13 protein-coding genes and 3 tRNA genes are annotated in these 14,851 nt (G+C 58.3%); 14 read left to right on the forward strand and 2 right to left on the reverse strand.

Features of this window, described 5'->3' with window-relative positions:
- Window positions 1-435: 435 nt before the first annotated feature.
- Entirely contained in the window at window positions 436-1,326 is an 891-nt protein-coding gene (gene rlmB, locus FHT76_RS24275; RefSeq protein ID WP_183751399.1) for a 23S rRNA (guanosine(2251)-2'-O)-methyltransferase RlmB, read from the reverse strand.
- 207 nt (window positions 1,327-1,533) lie between these two features.
- Here rlmB and FHT76_RS24280 point away from each other — a divergent pair.
- The 3 genes from FHT76_RS24280 to FHT76_RS24290 all read left to right on the forward strand — a co-directional run bounded on the left by FHT76_RS24280 (window position 1,534) and on the right by FHT76_RS24290 (window position 2,571).
- Window positions 1,534-1,618 (forward strand) — tRNA-Tyr (locus tag FHT76_RS24280).
- Window positions 1,619-1,644: 26 nt separating this feature from the next.
- A tRNA-Gly gene (locus FHT76_RS24285) sits at window positions 1,645-1,718 on the forward strand.
- Window positions 1,719-1,983: 265 nt separating this feature from the next.
- Window positions 1,984-2,571: a hypothetical protein gene (locus FHT76_RS24290; RefSeq protein WP_183859278.1), complete on the forward strand. Its 588-nt coding sequence runs from the start codon at window positions 1,984-1,986 to the stop codon at window positions 2,569-2,571.
- Between the two features lie 109 nt (window positions 2,572-2,680).
- On the opposite strand, the gene FHT76_RS24295 is transcribed toward FHT76_RS24290, so the two are convergent.
- Window positions 2,681-3,190 (reverse strand): hypothetical protein, encoded by a 510-nt coding sequence (locus FHT76_RS24295; RefSeq protein ID WP_183751395.1) that lies wholly within the window; start codon window positions 3,188-3,190, stop codon window positions 2,681-2,683.
- 277 nt (window positions 3,191-3,467) lie between these two features.
- Here FHT76_RS24295 and tuf point away from each other — a divergent pair, with 277 nt between their 5' ends.
- From tuf to rpoB, 11 genes are all read left to right on the forward strand, one after another.
- Window positions 3,468-4,643 carry an elongation factor Tu gene (tuf, locus tag FHT76_RS24300; RefSeq protein WP_016558834.1) on the forward strand — a complete coding sequence of 392 codons (1,176 nt, stop codon included), beginning with the start codon at window positions 3,468-3,470 and terminating at the stop codon, window positions 4,641-4,643.
- Between the two features lie 180 nt (window positions 4,644-4,823).
- Window positions 4,824-5,657: a glycosyltransferase family 8 protein gene (locus tag FHT76_RS24305; RefSeq protein ID WP_183859276.1), complete on the forward strand. Its 834-nt coding sequence runs from the start codon at window positions 4,824-4,826 to the stop codon at window positions 5,655-5,657.
- A gap of 106 nt (window positions 5,658-5,763) precedes the next feature.
- Window positions 5,764-6,657 carry an NAD(P)-dependent oxidoreductase gene (locus FHT76_RS24310; RefSeq protein ID WP_183859274.1) on the forward strand — a complete coding sequence of 298 codons (894 nt, stop codon included), beginning with the start codon at window positions 5,764-5,766 and terminating at the stop codon, window positions 6,655-6,657.
- Window positions 6,658-6,797: 140 nt separating this feature from the next.
- Window positions 6,798-6,873 (forward strand) — tRNA-Trp (locus tag FHT76_RS24315).
- 189 nt (window positions 6,874-7,062) lie between these two features.
- Window positions 7,063-7,263 (forward strand): preprotein translocase subunit SecE, encoded by a 201-nt coding sequence (gene secE, locus FHT76_RS24320; RefSeq protein WP_132592284.1) that lies wholly within the window; start codon window positions 7,063-7,065, stop codon window positions 7,261-7,263.
- Between the two features lie 17 nt (window positions 7,264-7,280).
- A complete protein-coding gene (gene nusG / locus FHT76_RS24325) occupies window positions 7,281-7,811 on the forward strand; it encodes a transcription termination/antitermination protein NusG (protein ID WP_016553540.1) in 531 nt (176 codons plus the stop codon).
- 169 nt (window positions 7,812-7,980) lie between these two features.
- Window positions 7,981-8,412 (forward strand): 50S ribosomal protein L11, encoded by a 432-nt coding sequence (rplK, locus tag FHT76_RS24330; protein WP_183859272.1) that lies wholly within the window; start codon window positions 7,981-7,983, stop codon window positions 8,410-8,412.
- 4 nt (window positions 8,413-8,416) lie between these two features.
- Window positions 8,417-9,115 carry a 50S ribosomal protein L1 gene (rplA, locus tag FHT76_RS24335; protein WP_113363768.1) on the forward strand — a complete coding sequence of 233 codons (699 nt, stop codon included), beginning with the start codon at window positions 8,417-8,419 and terminating at the stop codon, window positions 9,113-9,115.
- A gap of 329 nt (window positions 9,116-9,444) precedes the next feature.
- On the forward strand, window positions 9,445-9,963 hold the full coding sequence (rplJ, locus tag FHT76_RS24340) for a 50S ribosomal protein L10 (protein ID WP_016553543.1): 519 nt from the start codon (window positions 9,445-9,447) through the stop codon (window positions 9,961-9,963).
- 58 nt (window positions 9,964-10,021) lie between these two features.
- Window positions 10,022-10,402 (forward strand): 50S ribosomal protein L7/L12, encoded by a 381-nt coding sequence (gene rplL / locus FHT76_RS24345; protein WP_183759279.1) that lies wholly within the window; start codon window positions 10,022-10,024, stop codon window positions 10,400-10,402.
- 257 nt (window positions 10,403-10,659) lie between these two features.
- Window positions 10,660-14,799 carry a DNA-directed RNA polymerase subunit beta gene (rpoB, locus tag FHT76_RS24350; RefSeq protein WP_183859270.1) on the forward strand — a complete coding sequence of 1,380 codons (4,140 nt, stop codon included), beginning with the start codon at window positions 10,660-10,662 and terminating at the stop codon, window positions 14,797-14,799.
- The last annotated feature ends 52 nt before the right edge of the window (window positions 14,800-14,851 follow it).

Raw genomic sequence — 14,851 nt, forward strand, 5'->3', positions numbered from 1 at the left:
CAAGCGGAGCGGGTTGGTGGATTGGTTGCGACTTGTCGATCCAAGCAATGCTGAGGATGAGGGCTACGAATGCAGCGACGAAGAGAGTGCCGACAATGAGGGAGCGGACAGCCATATGGGATACGTTCCTCCTGTTCGAGTGCGGGAAGCTATAGAGGATGACAGAGCTAAATCCGAGGCGTGCGGAAGTTTTTTCTGACCACGAGCAACGGTTTACCGGCTCCTTCCCTGCGTTGCCGAGGCTGCCGTCTTCCCGTAAGTCGAATGAAATGGTCGGTCGTTCGTGCTTATCAGTACGAGAAGCGCTCGTCGGGCCGTTGCGCGGTCTCCGGAGGGTGACATGGCGAAAGTCGTTCGCACTTGCAGTCACTCCCGGGGCAAGGTGGGTCGATTGAGGCAGGAGCGGCATACCTTCGCCGCTCCGCCGCTATCGCATCATGCTTTCAGATGCAGCCGCGCCGCATAGAGCGCGATCGCCGCTGCATTCGAGACATTTAAAGATTTGATAGCGCCTGGCATGTCTAGCCGCGCAAGTGCGCTCACGGTTTCGCGCGTCTTTTGCCTTAGCCCCTTGCCTTCGGAGCCCAATACCAACGCCACCTTGTCACCCGAGAATGTACCCTCGAGCGGAGCCGGGCCCTCCGAATCAAGGCCGATCGTGAAGAAGCCGAGCTTGTGTAGTTCGCCGAGCGCGTCTGCAAGGTTGGTGATTTGGATATAGGGGATGAGTTCCAGCGCGCCTGAAGCTGACTTCGCCAATACGCCCGATTCGGTCGGGCTGTGGCGCTGCGTGGTGATGACGGCACCGGCATTGAAGGCCACTGCGGAGCGCATGATGGCGCCGACATTGTGCGGATCGGTCACCTGGTCGAGCACGAGCAGTAGCGGGCTGTCCTTCAGCGCTTCCAGCCGGCGAACGGGCAGAGGCCGGGTTTCCAGCATGACGCCCTGGTGGATCGCGTCCGGGCCAAGGAACTTGTCGATATCATGCGGGGCGACGATCTCAACAGGGATACCGAGTGAATCGGCATCGACCTCAAGACGGGCGAGCGCGTTCTGGGTCACCGAGAGCCTGACGTTTTTGCGCTCCTTGTTGTCGAGCGCGGCACGAACCGTATGAAGACCGTAAAGGTAGACCTGTTCAGGTGCGAGTGCCGGTGGCTTCCAGTCCTCGGCGCCGCGCCGGCGCTTCTGCGGCGGCGGTGTCGGGATCTCGCCGCGTTCACGCTTGCTGTCGCGATGCGCGCGGCGCAGGGTTGCGTAATGTGTGTCCTTGGCGGACTTCTCGTTTGTGGGCTTGCCACCGCTTTTGTTGTCTTTGCTCATGCGGCTTTATATCCGGGGCGCTTCTTTCCGCATAGGATTTCTTTCAGGAGCCCACCTTTCCCCGGGCGATGAAATTTTTCACATTTTTTCCACCGTCATCGTGTTGACATGCGGAAATCGTCCGGTCATATACGCGGCGCAGACCGAGGGGCGGCAACGCTTCGAAAGTCTGACGAGCTTGGTCTCACGATCCGGACGAAAAAAACTGGAGAGATGCCCGAGTGGTTAAAGGGGACGGACTGTAAATCCGTTGGCTCAGCCTACGTTGGTTCAAATCCAACTCTCTCCACCATTCGTCATTGGATCGGATACCACCCCGCGGGTATAGCTCAATGGTAGAGCAGCAGCCTTCCAAGCTGAATACGCGGGTTCGATTCCCGCTACCCGCTCCAAGTTTTTCCGGCCACTCAGCAATACCGCGTGTCGCTCCGTGTCACCTCATTTCACTTGCGCTCTTCGGCGCGCGAGGGCTGCCGAACCTTGCCCTGCTTAAGGCGAAAGCTATTCCGCTATCTCCGACGCATTCCGAGGCGCGAGGATGCCGGCTCAGTCTTGCTTTCGACTGAAGTACCACCAAAGACGAACTTGGCGTGCGGAGCGGAAACCGCGAACAATGAACCTGGATGAAGTGCTTCGCACGCATCGTGGGGATCGCGAGTGGCAGAGATTTTTAATTGGCAACCCAGCATCGGCGACCCCACGATCGGTGGCTGGATTACCGTCGCCTTATACTTGCTTGCTGGCATAAGCTGCTGGAAAACAAAGGGCGTCGTCTTTCGACAAGATCCGAACCAGCAATCCGACGGCTCCATCTGGCGTGCGATCTCCGTGGTATTTTTCCTTCTCGGGATAAATAAGCAACTCGATCTTCAGTCAGCAATGACCGAACTCGGCCGTGTGGTAGCCCATTCCGGCGGGTGGTATGAGATGCGTCGGACTGTGCAGGTTTACTTTATCATCGGCATCGTGGCCGCATGCGCAGCCGCGGTACCTGCTTTACTTTTTTGGGCAAGAAAATCACCACGTGAGACTTGGCTGGCGCTTGTCGGTTCAACGTTCGTGCTGGGCTACGTACTAATTCGCGCTGCATCTTTTCATCATTTCGACCACTTCCTCAGTAGCCGCCTCTTTGGCTTCAAGTGGCTCTGGTTCTTCGAAATGACGGGGATCACGATCGTGTTGCTTGCTAGCGAGTGGCGTCGAGCAAGCCTTGTTTATCGAATGGCACGACCTATTGCCCGTTGACGCCTGCGACCGCATCGGATGATTAGTAATTCACCCAAAGCCTTCCCAGCTGAATACGCGGGTTCGAATCCCGCTACCCACCAAGCTGCGCTGTCGCAAATGCGTACCTCTAGCCCCACAGCAGCACAAACGGCGAAGCCAGCGCGATGATTCCGGCAATCGTCCAGCGCCTCTGTCCGCTGGCGCTCAGGTCTTCCCTTGAAAGCCACATGCGGACGGCAATGAAGCCGATGGCGATGATCGCGCTGTAGATGACCGCGCGCAGCAGGATCGACCAGCCGCCGCCGAAAAGGCCGATGGCGATGCCGAAGCCGGCCAGGGCGCCGAGGATGCCATATCCCACGTCGAACATCAGGGCTGTGGTGGCCGAAAGCGGCGTCAGCATTTTTGGGAAGGCGATCGCGAATGCGGCGGTGAGCAGCCATATGGCAACGATTGCCTGCAGTGTTGATGAGTTGACGATAGAGGTTGCCAGAGCCGGAAGACGCTCAGGCGAGGACAGGCGCAATACCTGTGCGACCCAGTCAATCGAAGCCGCAAGAATCCACAAGATGAATGCACAGCCTGCAAAGATCAGAAAGTTGCCTGCGGATCGTTTTGCAATTTCCTTAGGTTCCATGCCCAATCTCCAGATAGTGCTTCCCCGCCAGGACGGCAAATGAAGTAGTATCATATCCTTGGCTGCACTGCGCCCGCTCTTCGCGAATATCTCCTCACTGCCATCTGCAGTAGATATTGCCGAATGCATGCCCGCTTCCCATATGCGCCGGCATACGGGGAATCGGGCTAGGAATACGGTCCGCAATTAGGTCTTGCGCAATTTCCCCGAAAGCCTTAAACGGCGGCACTAAACCGGTTCGCCGGGGTCATCCATTTCGTTCACAGGAAGCATTCAAATGGCAAAGAGTAAGTTTGAGCGCAACAAGCCGCACGTTAACATCGGCACGATCGGCCACGTTGACCACGGCAAGACGTCTCTGACGGCAGCGATCACGAAGTACTTCGGCGAGTTCAAGGCGTACGACCAGATCGACGCTGCTCCGGAAGAAAAGGCGCGCGGCATCACCATTTCGACGGCACACGTCGAGTACGAGACCCCGAACCGTCACTATGCTCACGTTGACTGCCCCGGCCACGCCGACTACGTCAAGAACATGATCACCGGTGCCGCTCAGATGGACGGCGCGATCCTGGTTTGCTCGGCTGCTGACGGCCCGATGCCGCAGACCCGCGAGCACATCCTGCTCGCTCGTCAGGTTGGCGTTCCGGCGATCGTCGTGTTCCTCAACAAGGTTGACCAGGTTGACGACGCCGAGCTCCTCGAGCTCGTCGAACTGGAAGTTCGCGAACTGCTGTCGTCCTACGACTTCCCGGGCGACGACATTCCGGTCATCAAGGGCTCGGCTCTTGCTGCTCTGGAAGACTCTGACAAGAAGATCGGCGAAGACGCGATCCGCGAGCTGATGGCTGCTGTTGACGCCTACATCCCGACGCCTGAGCGTCCGATCGACCAGCCGTTCCTGATGCCGATCGAAGACGTGTTCTCGATCTCGGGCCGTGGTACGGTTGTGACCGGCCGCGTCGAGCGTGGCATCGTCAAGGTTGGCGAAGAAGTCGAAATCGTCGGCATCCGCCCGACCTCGAAGACGACGGTTACCGGCGTTGAAATGTTCCGCAAGCTGCTCGACCAGGGCCAGGCTGGCGACAACATCGGCGCTCTGGTTCGCGGTGTGAACCGTGACGGCGTTGAGCGTGGTCAGATCCTGTGCAAGCCGGGCTCTGTCAAGCCGCACAAGAAGTTCATGGCAGAAGCCTACATCCTGACGAAGGAAGAAGGCGGCCGTCATACGCCGTTTTTCACGAACTACCGTCCGCAGTTCTACTTCCGTACGACTGACGTGACCGGCATTGTTTCGCTTCCGGAAGGCACGGAAATGGTTATGCCTGGCGACAACGTCACGGTTGCCGTCGAGCTGATCGTTCCGATCGCGATGGAAGAGAAGCTGCGCTTCGCGATCCGCGAAGGCGGCCGTACCGTCGGCGCCGGCATCGTCGCTTCGATCGTCGAGTAAGCTTCGGATTATCCGGATCTAGAAGCTCCGCCGGAAGCAGCGGGGCCTATGCGTTGGGGCTGGGACATTGTCATGATGTTCCAGCCCCCTTGCGTTTGTGGGACGGCTCAAACTAAGTGATGGAAGGCATGGCTGGCTGCTTAGGGCCGCGCCGTGCGCTGACTTGGGGTATTCAGGTAAGTGATTATTGCATGCGCTATTGATCGCCGCTTCGCCGAGTTGGCTGGCGTGATGCTTTATTCCCTGGAGGTAAATGGTGACGTTCCAGATGCAGAGCTATGGGTCATCGGGGATGGCCTGAGGCAATCCGACAAGAACAAGATCCAGGCGTGCGCCTCGCGTCAGATCAATTTCTACGATCTAGACGACAGCACTGTTCAGCATATCGATGGGCTAAAGACAACGTCGAATTGGAGCAGGGTCGTCTATGCGCGCCTCTTCCTGCCGGCGCTGCTGCCATCGGATCGGGGCAATCTTCTCTATCTCGACGCTGACACTATGATTAAGGGTAGCCTGCGACCGCTGCAGGATATGGATATGTCGAGTGCGGTCGCTGCGGCTCTCGGTGGGCCATCCCGGCACAATCGGCAACTCGGTCGCCCGGAAACTGCCTTCTATCTTAATTCCGGCGTGGTTCTGCTGAACGTCGGTGAATGGCAGAAGCAAAACCTTACAAGGCGGGCCGTCGAACTCCTTCGCGGCGGTACTTTCGGCTTTCCGGACCAAGACGTGCTCAATCTTCTGGCTGAGGGCCAAACCATTGCCTTGGAGCCGAAGTGGAATCATCAGCACGCCAAGAGTATTCCGAGTGATGTCCGCATCATTCACTTCACCCACGCGAAACCGAACACGACCTATTGCATTCATCCTGAGAAGGCAACGTTCCTGGAATATCGCTCCAAGACACCTTGGGCCAATGCTCGGCTGCGGACCAGAATGGATCGACGCCTCAACCGCATCGCCCATTCGGTCAAGAGAAAATGGGATCGTCTGAACAAGGCGCTTCGAAGCTAGGCTGCAATATCGACTTGAACCTGTGTGAGAACGCGACACCAGCGATGGCCTTGCGCTTGATTGCAAAGGCTTTATCTATCCTTCCGATTTCGTATGGGAGGACATGATGAAAAAGCGCATTCTCTTCACTGGCGGTTCGGGCAAGGCAGGGCGTCATGCAGTGCCGTGGTTGGTCAACGCAGGTTATGAGGTTCACAACGTCGACCTGGTGCCGCTTGATAGCCCCGGCGTGACCAATCTGATCGCCGACATCACCGACAGCGGCCAGGTCTTCAATGCGCTTTCTATGCATCGGGACTTTCCTGATCTCGATGCGGGCAGGGGCGTCCAGCCATTTGATGCCGTCGTGCATTTCGCGGCGATCCCGCGCATCCTCATCAAGCCCGACAACGAGACCTTCCGCATCAACACGATGGGCACCTATAATGTCATCGAGGCGGCGGTGAAGCTCGGCGTCCGGAAGATCATCGTCGCTTCCAGCGAGACGACCTACGGCGTCTGTTTTGCCGAAGGTCATCGTGACTTCCACCAGTTTCCATTGGAGGAGGACTACGACGTCAACCCGATGGATTCCTACGGCCTCTCCAAAGTGGTGAATGAGAAGACGGCCCGTGCCTTTGCGGAGCGCTCTGGCTTCGACATTTACGCCTTGCGCATTGGCAACGTTATCGAGCCACACGAGTACGAACGGTTTCCGACCTACTTTGCCAATCCGGAGATGCGCAAGCGAATCGCCTGGAGCTATATCGATGCCCGCGATCTGGGGCAGATTTGCCATCTCTGCATCGAGAAGGACGGGCTCGGCTATCAGGTGTTCAACGCGGCGAACGACACCGTTTCGGCCAATACCCCGTCGAAGGAACTCGCCAGGCGATTCTATCCTGATGTGCCGTTCACGCGGGAGATCGGCGAATATGAAGGCCTGCTCTCCAACCGAAAGATCCGCGAAGTACTTGGCTTCAAGGAAGAGCACGACTGGCGCAAATACGTGAAGGCCTGATCGGAAGCCTTGCCGGTGATGCAGGATTGGAAAAATCGAAAAACGCACTTGCCAATCCTGCGCTCTCGCCTTAAAGGGAGCGCCATGCTTGCAATTGTGCTTCGCGGCCGGTCGGCCAAGAAGCTGAATGTAAAGCGTAAAGGGGTATAGCTCAGTTGGTAGAGCGGCGGTCTCCAAAACCGCAGGTCGTGGGTTCGAGCCCCTCTGCCCCTGCCATCTTTCTTGAACGAGTAGCGCGGATATTGCGCAGCCGCTCGGACGGAAAGGCGACGTATGGCTAAGTTCGCTAAACTTCGGTTTCCCTCTTGTGCAATTGGGAATCGATGTTTATGTAGGGTTCAACAGACACGCGGTGCGTGGGGCTGATATGTTCAGCTTTACGCGCCGTAATTGCGTGGGCAGTCGATGGCATCCAAATCTAATCCGTTTGCGTTTCTACAGCAGGTTCGCTCCGAGACGTCGAAAGTTACCTGGCCGTCGCGCCGCGAGACGATGATCTCGACGGTCATGGTGCTTGTAATGGTGATCTTTGCCGCGCTGTTCTTTTTTGCCGCTGACCAGCTGATTGGCTGGCTGTTGAGCTTCGTGCTTAACGTCGGCAATTGATCGGGTGGAGTAGTAACATGGCGGCACGTTGGTACATCGTCCACGCGTATTCGAATTTTGAGAAGAAGGTCGCGGAAGACATCGAGAATAAGGCTCGCCAGAAGGGCCTCGAGCATTTGTTCGAACGGATTCTCGTCCCGACTGAGAAGGTGGTTGAAGTGCGTCGCGGTCGCAAGGTCGATTCCGAACGCAAGTTCTTCCCGGGTTACGTTCTTGTTCGTGCCAATCTCACGGATGAAGCCTATCACCTGATCAAGAACACGCCGAAGGTCACTGGTTTCCTGGGCTCCGATAACAAGCCCGTTCCGATTCCGGATCATGAGGCCGAGCGCATTCTCGGTCAGGTTCAGGAAGGCGTCGAGCGGCCGAAGGCATCCGTTACCTTCGAGATCGGCGAGCAGGTTCGCGTTTCCGATGGCCCGTTCGCTTCGTTCAATGGCACGGTTCAGGATGTGGACGAAGAGCGTTCGCGCCTGAAGGTTGAAGTGTCTATCTTCGGCCGCGCTACGCCGGTCGAACTGGAATACGCTCAGGTCGAGAAGGTCTGAGCTCGGAAGTAAGTCACTAGTGACTTATTTCCTTGCGGCGGAAGCCGCAAACCGCGTGGAAGGTGAGGGGTCTTAGCCGGGCCTGTGATCCGCACCACGCAACCGCAGCCGCCGGAGAAATCCGGCATCACTGGCCGGGCAACCGGTCACCAATGAAAGGCAGAGAGATATGGCTAAGAAAGTTGCAGGCCAGCTCAAGCTTCAGGTCAAGGCAGGATCGGCAAACCCGTCCCCGCCGATCGGCCCGGCGCTTGGTCAGCGTGGCATTAACATCATGGAATTCTGCAAGGCGTTCAACGCCGCTACGCAGGAAATGGAAAAGGGTATGCCGATCCCGGTCGTCATCACCTATTACCAGGACAAGTCCTTCACCTTCGCGATGAAGCAGCCTCCGGTCAGCTACTGGCTGAAGAAGGAAGCGAAGATCACGTCTGGTTCGAAGACGCCTGGCAAGGGCGCTACCGTCGGCAAGCTCACCAAGGCTCAGATCAAGACGATCGCAGAAGCCAAGATGAAGGATCTGAACGCAGCGGATATCGAAGGTGCAATGGCGATGATCGAGGGCTCTGCCCGCGCCATGGGCCTGGAAGTGGTAGGATAAGACCATGGCTGGCAAGCGCACCAAGAAGATCAACGAAGGTGTTGATCCCACAAAGCTCTACGCTCTGAACCTTGCTATCGGCATGGTCAAGGAACGTGCTGTCGCGAAGTTCGATGAAACCATCGAAGTCGCCATGAACCTCGGCGTTGACCCGCGTCACGCAGACCAGATGGTCCGCGGCGTTGTCAACCTGCCGAACGGCACCGGCCGTGACGTTCGCGTCGCTGTCTTCGCTCGTGGCGCCAAGGCTGATGAAGCCAAGGCAGCTGGCGCAGATATCGTCGGCGCTGAAGAGCTCGTCGAAATCGTCCAGGGCGGCAAGATCGATTTCGATCGTTGCATCGCGACCCCGGACATGATGCCGCTCGTCGGCCGCCTCGGTAAGGTTCTCGGCCCGCGTGGCATGATGCCGAACCCGAAGGTTGGTACGGTTACGATGGACGTTGCTGGTGCCGTTAAGGCTTCCAAGGGCGGCGCTGTCGAGTTCCGCGTCGAAAAGGCTGGTATCGTCCACGCTGGTATCGGCAAGGCATCCTTCGATGCAAAGGCTCTGGAAGAAAACATCCGCGCCTTCGCTGACGCCGTCATCAAGGCAAAGCCGACTGGCGCCAAGGGCAACTACGTCAAGCGCGTAGCGATTTCTTCGACCATGGGCCCGGGCGTCAAGATCGACCCATCGTCCGTTACGGCCCCGGCCGCTTAATAAATTCGCCGGGCTTCGGCCCGGTTCAAGAATTCCGGCCTCGCAAGGGGCCGGAATATTCCGGAGAAATCCGGAATCCTGTCCGAGATTGCAGGTGGTTTTCCCTTAATCACTTGGCCTGCATGAGACGGGTAAGACCCGAATTGCATGAAGTTTTGCTTCTAGGAATTTGGTTCGAGCCTTGGATGCCTTGTGCCTTCGGCCTTTCTTTGGCGCGAAGCGCGAGGGGACAGGATCCTCAAGCGTCGCTTGGGATCGCTTCTGATCCCAGGAGGCAAAAGGCAACCCGGTAGGGCCCGTGAAAAGGTCCTGCCAACTGGAGATAGGCAGTGGAAAGAGCGGAAAAACGCGAATTCGTCACGGAACTGAACGAAGTCTTCAAGGCTTCGGGCTCGGTTGTCGTGGCCCACTATGCTGGTGCTACAGTCGCGCAGATGAACGACTTCCGTTCCAAGATGCGCGCAGCTGGCGGTACCGTCAAAGTCGCGAAGAACCGCCTGGCCAAAATCGCCCTTCAGGGTACGGAAGCGGAAGGGATCTCTGGTCTCTTCACCGGTCAGACGCTCATTGCATACAGCAATGACCCGATCACCGCTCCGAAAGTCGTCGTGGATTTCGCCAAGACCAACGATAAGATCGTTGTTTTGGGCGGCGCCATGGGAACAACGACGCTCAACGCTGACGCAGTCAAGTCGCTTGCGACCCTGCCTTCGTTGGACGAACTGCGCGCGAAGCTGCTGGGCATGATCCAGACACCGGCTACCCGCATCGCAGGCGTTGTTGCAGCACCGGCAAGCCAGCTTGCTCGCGTGTTTTCGGCTTACGCCAAGAAGGACGAAGCCGCATAAGGCGGTTTTTTGCTGTTTATAAACAACCGGTTCGAACCGAACAAAAGGAACTGATAACATGGCTGATCTCGCAAAGATCGTAGACGACCTCTCCTCGCTGACCGTTCTGGAAGCAGCAGAGCTTTCCAAGCTTCTCGAAGAAAAGTGGGGCGTTTCCGCTGCTGCTCCGGTAGCTGTTGCTGCCGTTGCTGGCGGTGCAGGCGCTGCTGCTGCTGCTGAAGAAGAAAAGACCGAGTTTGACGTTATCCTGGCTGACGCCGGCGCTAACAAGATCAACGTCATCAAGGAAGTCCGCGCCATCACCGGTCTCGGCCTGAAGGAAGCTAAGGACCTCGTTGAGGCCGCTCCGAAGGCTGTCAAGGAAGGCGTTTCCAAGGCTGAAGCCGCTGACATCAAGAAGAAGCTTGAAGACGCTGGCGCTAAGGCCGACGTTAAGTAATCTTCGACTGCATCTGGGAGGTGGGGTTTCCCGCCTCCCATTTGCCGTTTTGTAGAACAAATTACCCAAAAGCCGCGTGAAAACGGCTTTTGGGTAATGGGTTCTTCAAGAGGATGGTCTCGAACCGAGACGCGAAGGCAATCCGGCCTCGTGATTTTGGGAAGTGAGACGAGATTGAATTACTCATGATTGACGGGGTCGACTGGCCATCGGTTCCCGTCCGTTGCAGGCCCGGATGCAATTTTGAAGGAGCGACGATGGCTCAGACCCTTTCGTTCAATGGTCGTAGGCGCGTACGCAAGTTTTTCGGTAAGATCCCAGAAGTCGCAGAAATGCCGAACCTCATCGAGGTTCAGAAGGCATCGTATGATCAATTCCTGATGGTTGAAGAGCCCAAGGGCGGTCGCCCTGACGAGGGCCTTCAGGCTGTCTTCAAGTCCGTTTTCCCGATCACGGATTTCTCCGGCGCTTCTATGCTGGAATTCGTGTCCTACGAATTCGAGCCGCCGAAGTTCGACGTCGACGAATGCCGCCAGCGCGACCTGACCTACGCCGCGCCGCTGAAGGTTACTCTCCGTCTGATCGTGTTCGATATCGACGAGGATACGGGCGCGAAGTCCATCAAGGACATCAAGGAACAGTCCGTCTACATGGGCGACATGCCGCTCATGACCAACAACGGTACGTTCATCGTCAACGGCACCGAGCGCGTTATCGTGTCCCAGATGCACCGTTCGCCGGGCGTGTTCTTCGATCACGACAAGGGCAAGAGCCACTCGTCCGGCAAGCTTCTGTTTGCCGCTCGTGTTATCCCGTATCGCGGTTCCTGGCTCGACATCGAGTTCGACGCCAAGGACATCGTCTATGCCCGTATCGACCGTCGCCGCAAGATCCCTGTGACCTCGCTGCTGATGGCGCTCGGCATGGACGGCGAAGAGATTCTGTCGACCTTCTACACGAAGTCCGACTATAAGCGCGACGGCAAGGGCTGGCGTATTCCGTTTACGCCTGAGACCCTCAAGGGTGCCAAGGCGATTACCGAAATGGTCGACGCCGACACCGGCGAAGTCGTTGTCGAAGCCGGCAAGAAGCTGACCCCGCGTCTGCTCCGCCAGCTCGCCGACAAGGGCCTCAAGGCTCTGAAGGCAGCCGACGAAGACCTGTACGGCAACTACCTTGCCGAAGACATCGTCAACTACTCGACGGGTGAAATCTACCTCGAGGCCGGCGATGAAATCGACGAGAAGACGCTCGCTGTCATCCTGTCGCACGGCTTCGAAGAGATCCCGGTTCTCGGCATCGACCACATCAATGTCGGCGCCTACATCCGCAACACGCTGAACGCCGACAAGAACGAGAACCGTCAGGACGCTCTGTTCGACATCTACCGCGTCATGCGTCCGGGTGAACCGCCGACCATGGACTCGGCCGAAGCCATGTTCAACTCGCTGTTCTTCGATGCGGAGCGTTACGATCTCTCCGCCGTTGGCCGCGTCAAGATGAACATGCGTCTCGACCTCAGCGTCGAAGACACTGTCCGCATCCTGCGCAAGGACGACATCCTGGCCGTGGTCAAGATGCTGGTCGAACTGCGCGACGGCAAGGGCGAGATCGACGACATCGACAACCTCGGCAACCGCCGCGTTCGCTCCGTCGGCGAGCTGATGGAAAACCAGTACCGTCTCGGCCTGCTCCGCATGGAGCGCGCGATCAAGGAACGTATGTCCTCGATCGAAATCGACACGGTCATGCCGCAGGATCTGATCAACGCGAAGCCGGCAGCAGCTGCCGTCCGTGAATTCTTCGGCTCGTCGCAGCTGTCGCAGTTCATGGACCAGGTAAACCCGCTTTCGGAAATCACCCACAAGCGCCGTCTCTCGGCTCTTGGCCCGGGCGGTCTTACCCGCGAGCGCGCAGGCTTCGAAGTCCGCGACGTTCACCCGACCCACTACGGCCGTATTTGCCCGATCGAAACGCCGGAAGGCCCGAACATCGGTCTGATCAACTCTCTTGCGACCTTCGCGCGCGTCAACAAGTACGGTTTCATCGAAAGCCCGTACCGCCGCATCGTCGATGGCAAGGTAACGAACGACGTTCTTTATCTCTCCGCCATGGAGGAAGCGAAGTACTACGTCGCACAGGCGAACGCCGAGCTCGGCGCCGACGGTTCCTTCACCGACGAATTCGTCGTTTGCCGTCACGCTGGCGAAGTTATGCTCGCTCCGCGCGACAGCATGAACCTGATGGACGTTTCGCCGAAGCAGGTCGTTTCGGTCGCTGCGGCGCTCATCCCGTTCCTGGAAAACGACGACGCCAACCGCGCTCTCATGGGCTCGAACATGCAGCGTCAGGCCGTTCCGTTGCTACGCGCTGAAGCTCCGTTCGTCGGCACCGGCATGGAGCCGGTCGTCGCTCGCGACTCCGGTGCTGCTATCGGCGCCCGCCGCGGCGGCGTAGTCGACCAGGTCGACGCGACGCGTATCGTTATCCGTGCGACGGAAGACCTCGAAGCTGGCAAGTCCGGCGTCGATATCTACCGCCTGCAGAAGTTCCAGCGTTCGAACCAGAACACCTGCGTCAACCAGCGTCCGCTGGTCACCGTCGGTGACGTTGTCAACCGCGGCGACATCCTCGCCGACGGCCCGTCGACGGATCTGGGCGATCTCGCACTCGGCCGCAACGCGCTCGTCGCGTTCATGCCGTGGAACGGTTATAACTACGAAGACTCGATCCTGCTCTCCGAGCGTATCGTTGCTGACGACGTGTTCACCTCCATCCACATCGAAGAGTTCGAAGTGATGGCCCGTGACACCAAGCTTGGTCCGGAAGAAATCACGCGCGACATTCCGAACGTTTCGGAAGAAGCGCTGAAGAACCTCGACGAAGCAGGTATCGTCTACATCGGTGCCGAAGTTCAGCCGGGCGATATCCTCGTCGGCAAGATCACGCCGAAGGGCGAAAGCCCGATGACGCCGGAAGAAAAGCTCCTGCGCGCCATCTTCGGTGAAAAGGCTTCCGACGTCCGCGACACGTCGATGCGCATGCCGCCCGGCACCTACGGCACGATCGTCGAAGTCCGCGTCTTCAATCGCCACGGCGTTGAGAAGGACGAGCGCGCGATGGCTATCGAGCGCGAAGAGATCGAGCGTCTTGCAAAGGACCGCGACGACGAGCAGGCGATCCTCGACCGTAACGTCTACGGTCGTCTGGTCGACATGCTGCGCGGTCAGGTCGCGATTGCCGGCCCGAAGGGCTTCAAGAAGGGCACGGAACTGGCGAACAACGTCGTTTCCGAATATCCCCGCTCGCAGTGGTGGATGTTTGCCGTCGAAGACGAAAAGGTCCAGGGCGAACTCGAAGCGCTCCGCGGCCAGTACGACGAATCCAAGTCGCGCCTTGAACAGCGCTTCATGGACAAGGTCGAGAAGGTCCAGCGCGGCGACGAAATGCCTCCGGGCGTCATGAAGATGGTCAAGGTCTTCGTTGCTGTTAAGCGCAAGATCCAGCCAGGCGACAAGATGGCCGGCCGTCACGGCAACAAGGGTGTCGTGTCGCGCATTGTTCCGGTCGAAGATATGCCGTTCCTGGAAGATGGCACGCATGTTGACGTCGTTCTGAACCCGCTGGGCGTGCCTTCGCGCATGAACGTCGGTCAGATCCTCGAGACGCATCTCGGCTGGGCTTGCGCCGGCATGGGCCGCCAGATCGGCGACATGCTGGAAGCCTACAGGGCGAGCGGCAACATCGAGCCTCTGCGCAAGACGATCGGCGACGTTGTCGGCGACGGTCCGAAGGCGGAACAGGTCAAGGACTTCGACGATGACTCGGTCCTGCGTCTGGCTGACCAGTGGAAGCGCGGCGTTTCGATTGCAACGCCGGTCTTCGACGGTGCGCATGAAGGTGACGTCAACGCTATGCTGGCTCTGGCTGGGCTCAAGGAAAGCGGTCAGTCGACCCTGTACGATGGCCGTACCGGCGAGCAGTTCGACCGCCAGGTCACGGTTGGCTACATCTACATGCTGAAGCTGAACCACCTGGTTGACGACAAGATCCACGCTCGTTCGATCGGTCCTTACTCGCTCGTTACCCAGCAACCGCTGGGCGGCAAGGCGCAGTTCGGCGGTCAGCGCTTCGGCGAAATGGAAGTCTGGGCTCTGGAAGCATACGGTGCGGCCTACACGCTGCAGGAAATGCTTACGGTCAAGTCGGACGACGTCGCCGGCCGTACCAAGGTCTACGAAGCCATCGTCCGTGGCGACGATACGTTCGAAGCCGGTATTCCGGAAAGCTTCAACGTTCTCGTCAAGGAAATGCGCTCGCTGGGTCTCTCCGTCGAACTCGAGAATTCGAAGGTCGAGGAGCAGCAGGCCAGCCAGTTGCCGGACGCTGCCGAGTAACCACCAATAGGGTGTGCGCTGTCATGCAGCGCACACCGTTCCCGCTCTGGCC

It is taken from the genome of Rhizobium sp. BK176 (assembly GCF_024808055.1).

Coding starts and splice junctions, on each gene's coding strand:
- rlmB (WP_183751399.1), bottom strand. CDS start 1,326: ATGAGCAAAGACAACAAAAGCGGTGGCAAGCCCACAAACGAGAAGTCC.
- FHT76_RS24295 (WP_183751395.1), bottom strand. CDS start 3,190: ATGGAACCTAAGGAAATTGCAAAACGATCCGCAGGCAACTTTCTGATC.
- tuf (WP_016558834.1), top strand. CDS start 3,468: ATGGCAAAGAGTAAGTTTGAGCGCAACAAGCCGCACGTTAACATCGGC.
- FHT76_RS24310 (WP_183859274.1), top strand. CDS start 5,764: ATGAAAAAGCGCATTCTCTTCACTGGCGGTTCGGGCAAGGCAGGGCGT.
- secE (WP_132592284.1), top strand. CDS start 7,063: ATGGCATCCAAATCTAATCCGTTTGCGTTTCTACAGCAGGTTCGCTCC.
- nusG (WP_016553540.1), top strand. CDS start 7,281: ATGGCGGCACGTTGGTACATCGTCCACGCGTATTCGAATTTTGAGAAG.
- rplK (WP_183859272.1), top strand. CDS start 7,981: ATGGCTAAGAAAGTTGCAGGCCAGCTCAAGCTTCAGGTCAAGGCAGGA.
- rplA (WP_113363768.1), top strand. CDS start 8,417: ATGGCTGGCAAGCGCACCAAGAAGATCAACGAAGGTGTTGATCCCACA.
- rplL (WP_183759279.1), top strand. CDS start 10,022: ATGGCTGATCTCGCAAAGATCGTAGACGACCTCTCCTCGCTGACCGTT.
- rpoB (WP_183859270.1), top strand. CDS start 10,660: ATGGCTCAGACCCTTTCGTTCAATGGTCGTAGGCGCGTACGCAAGTTT.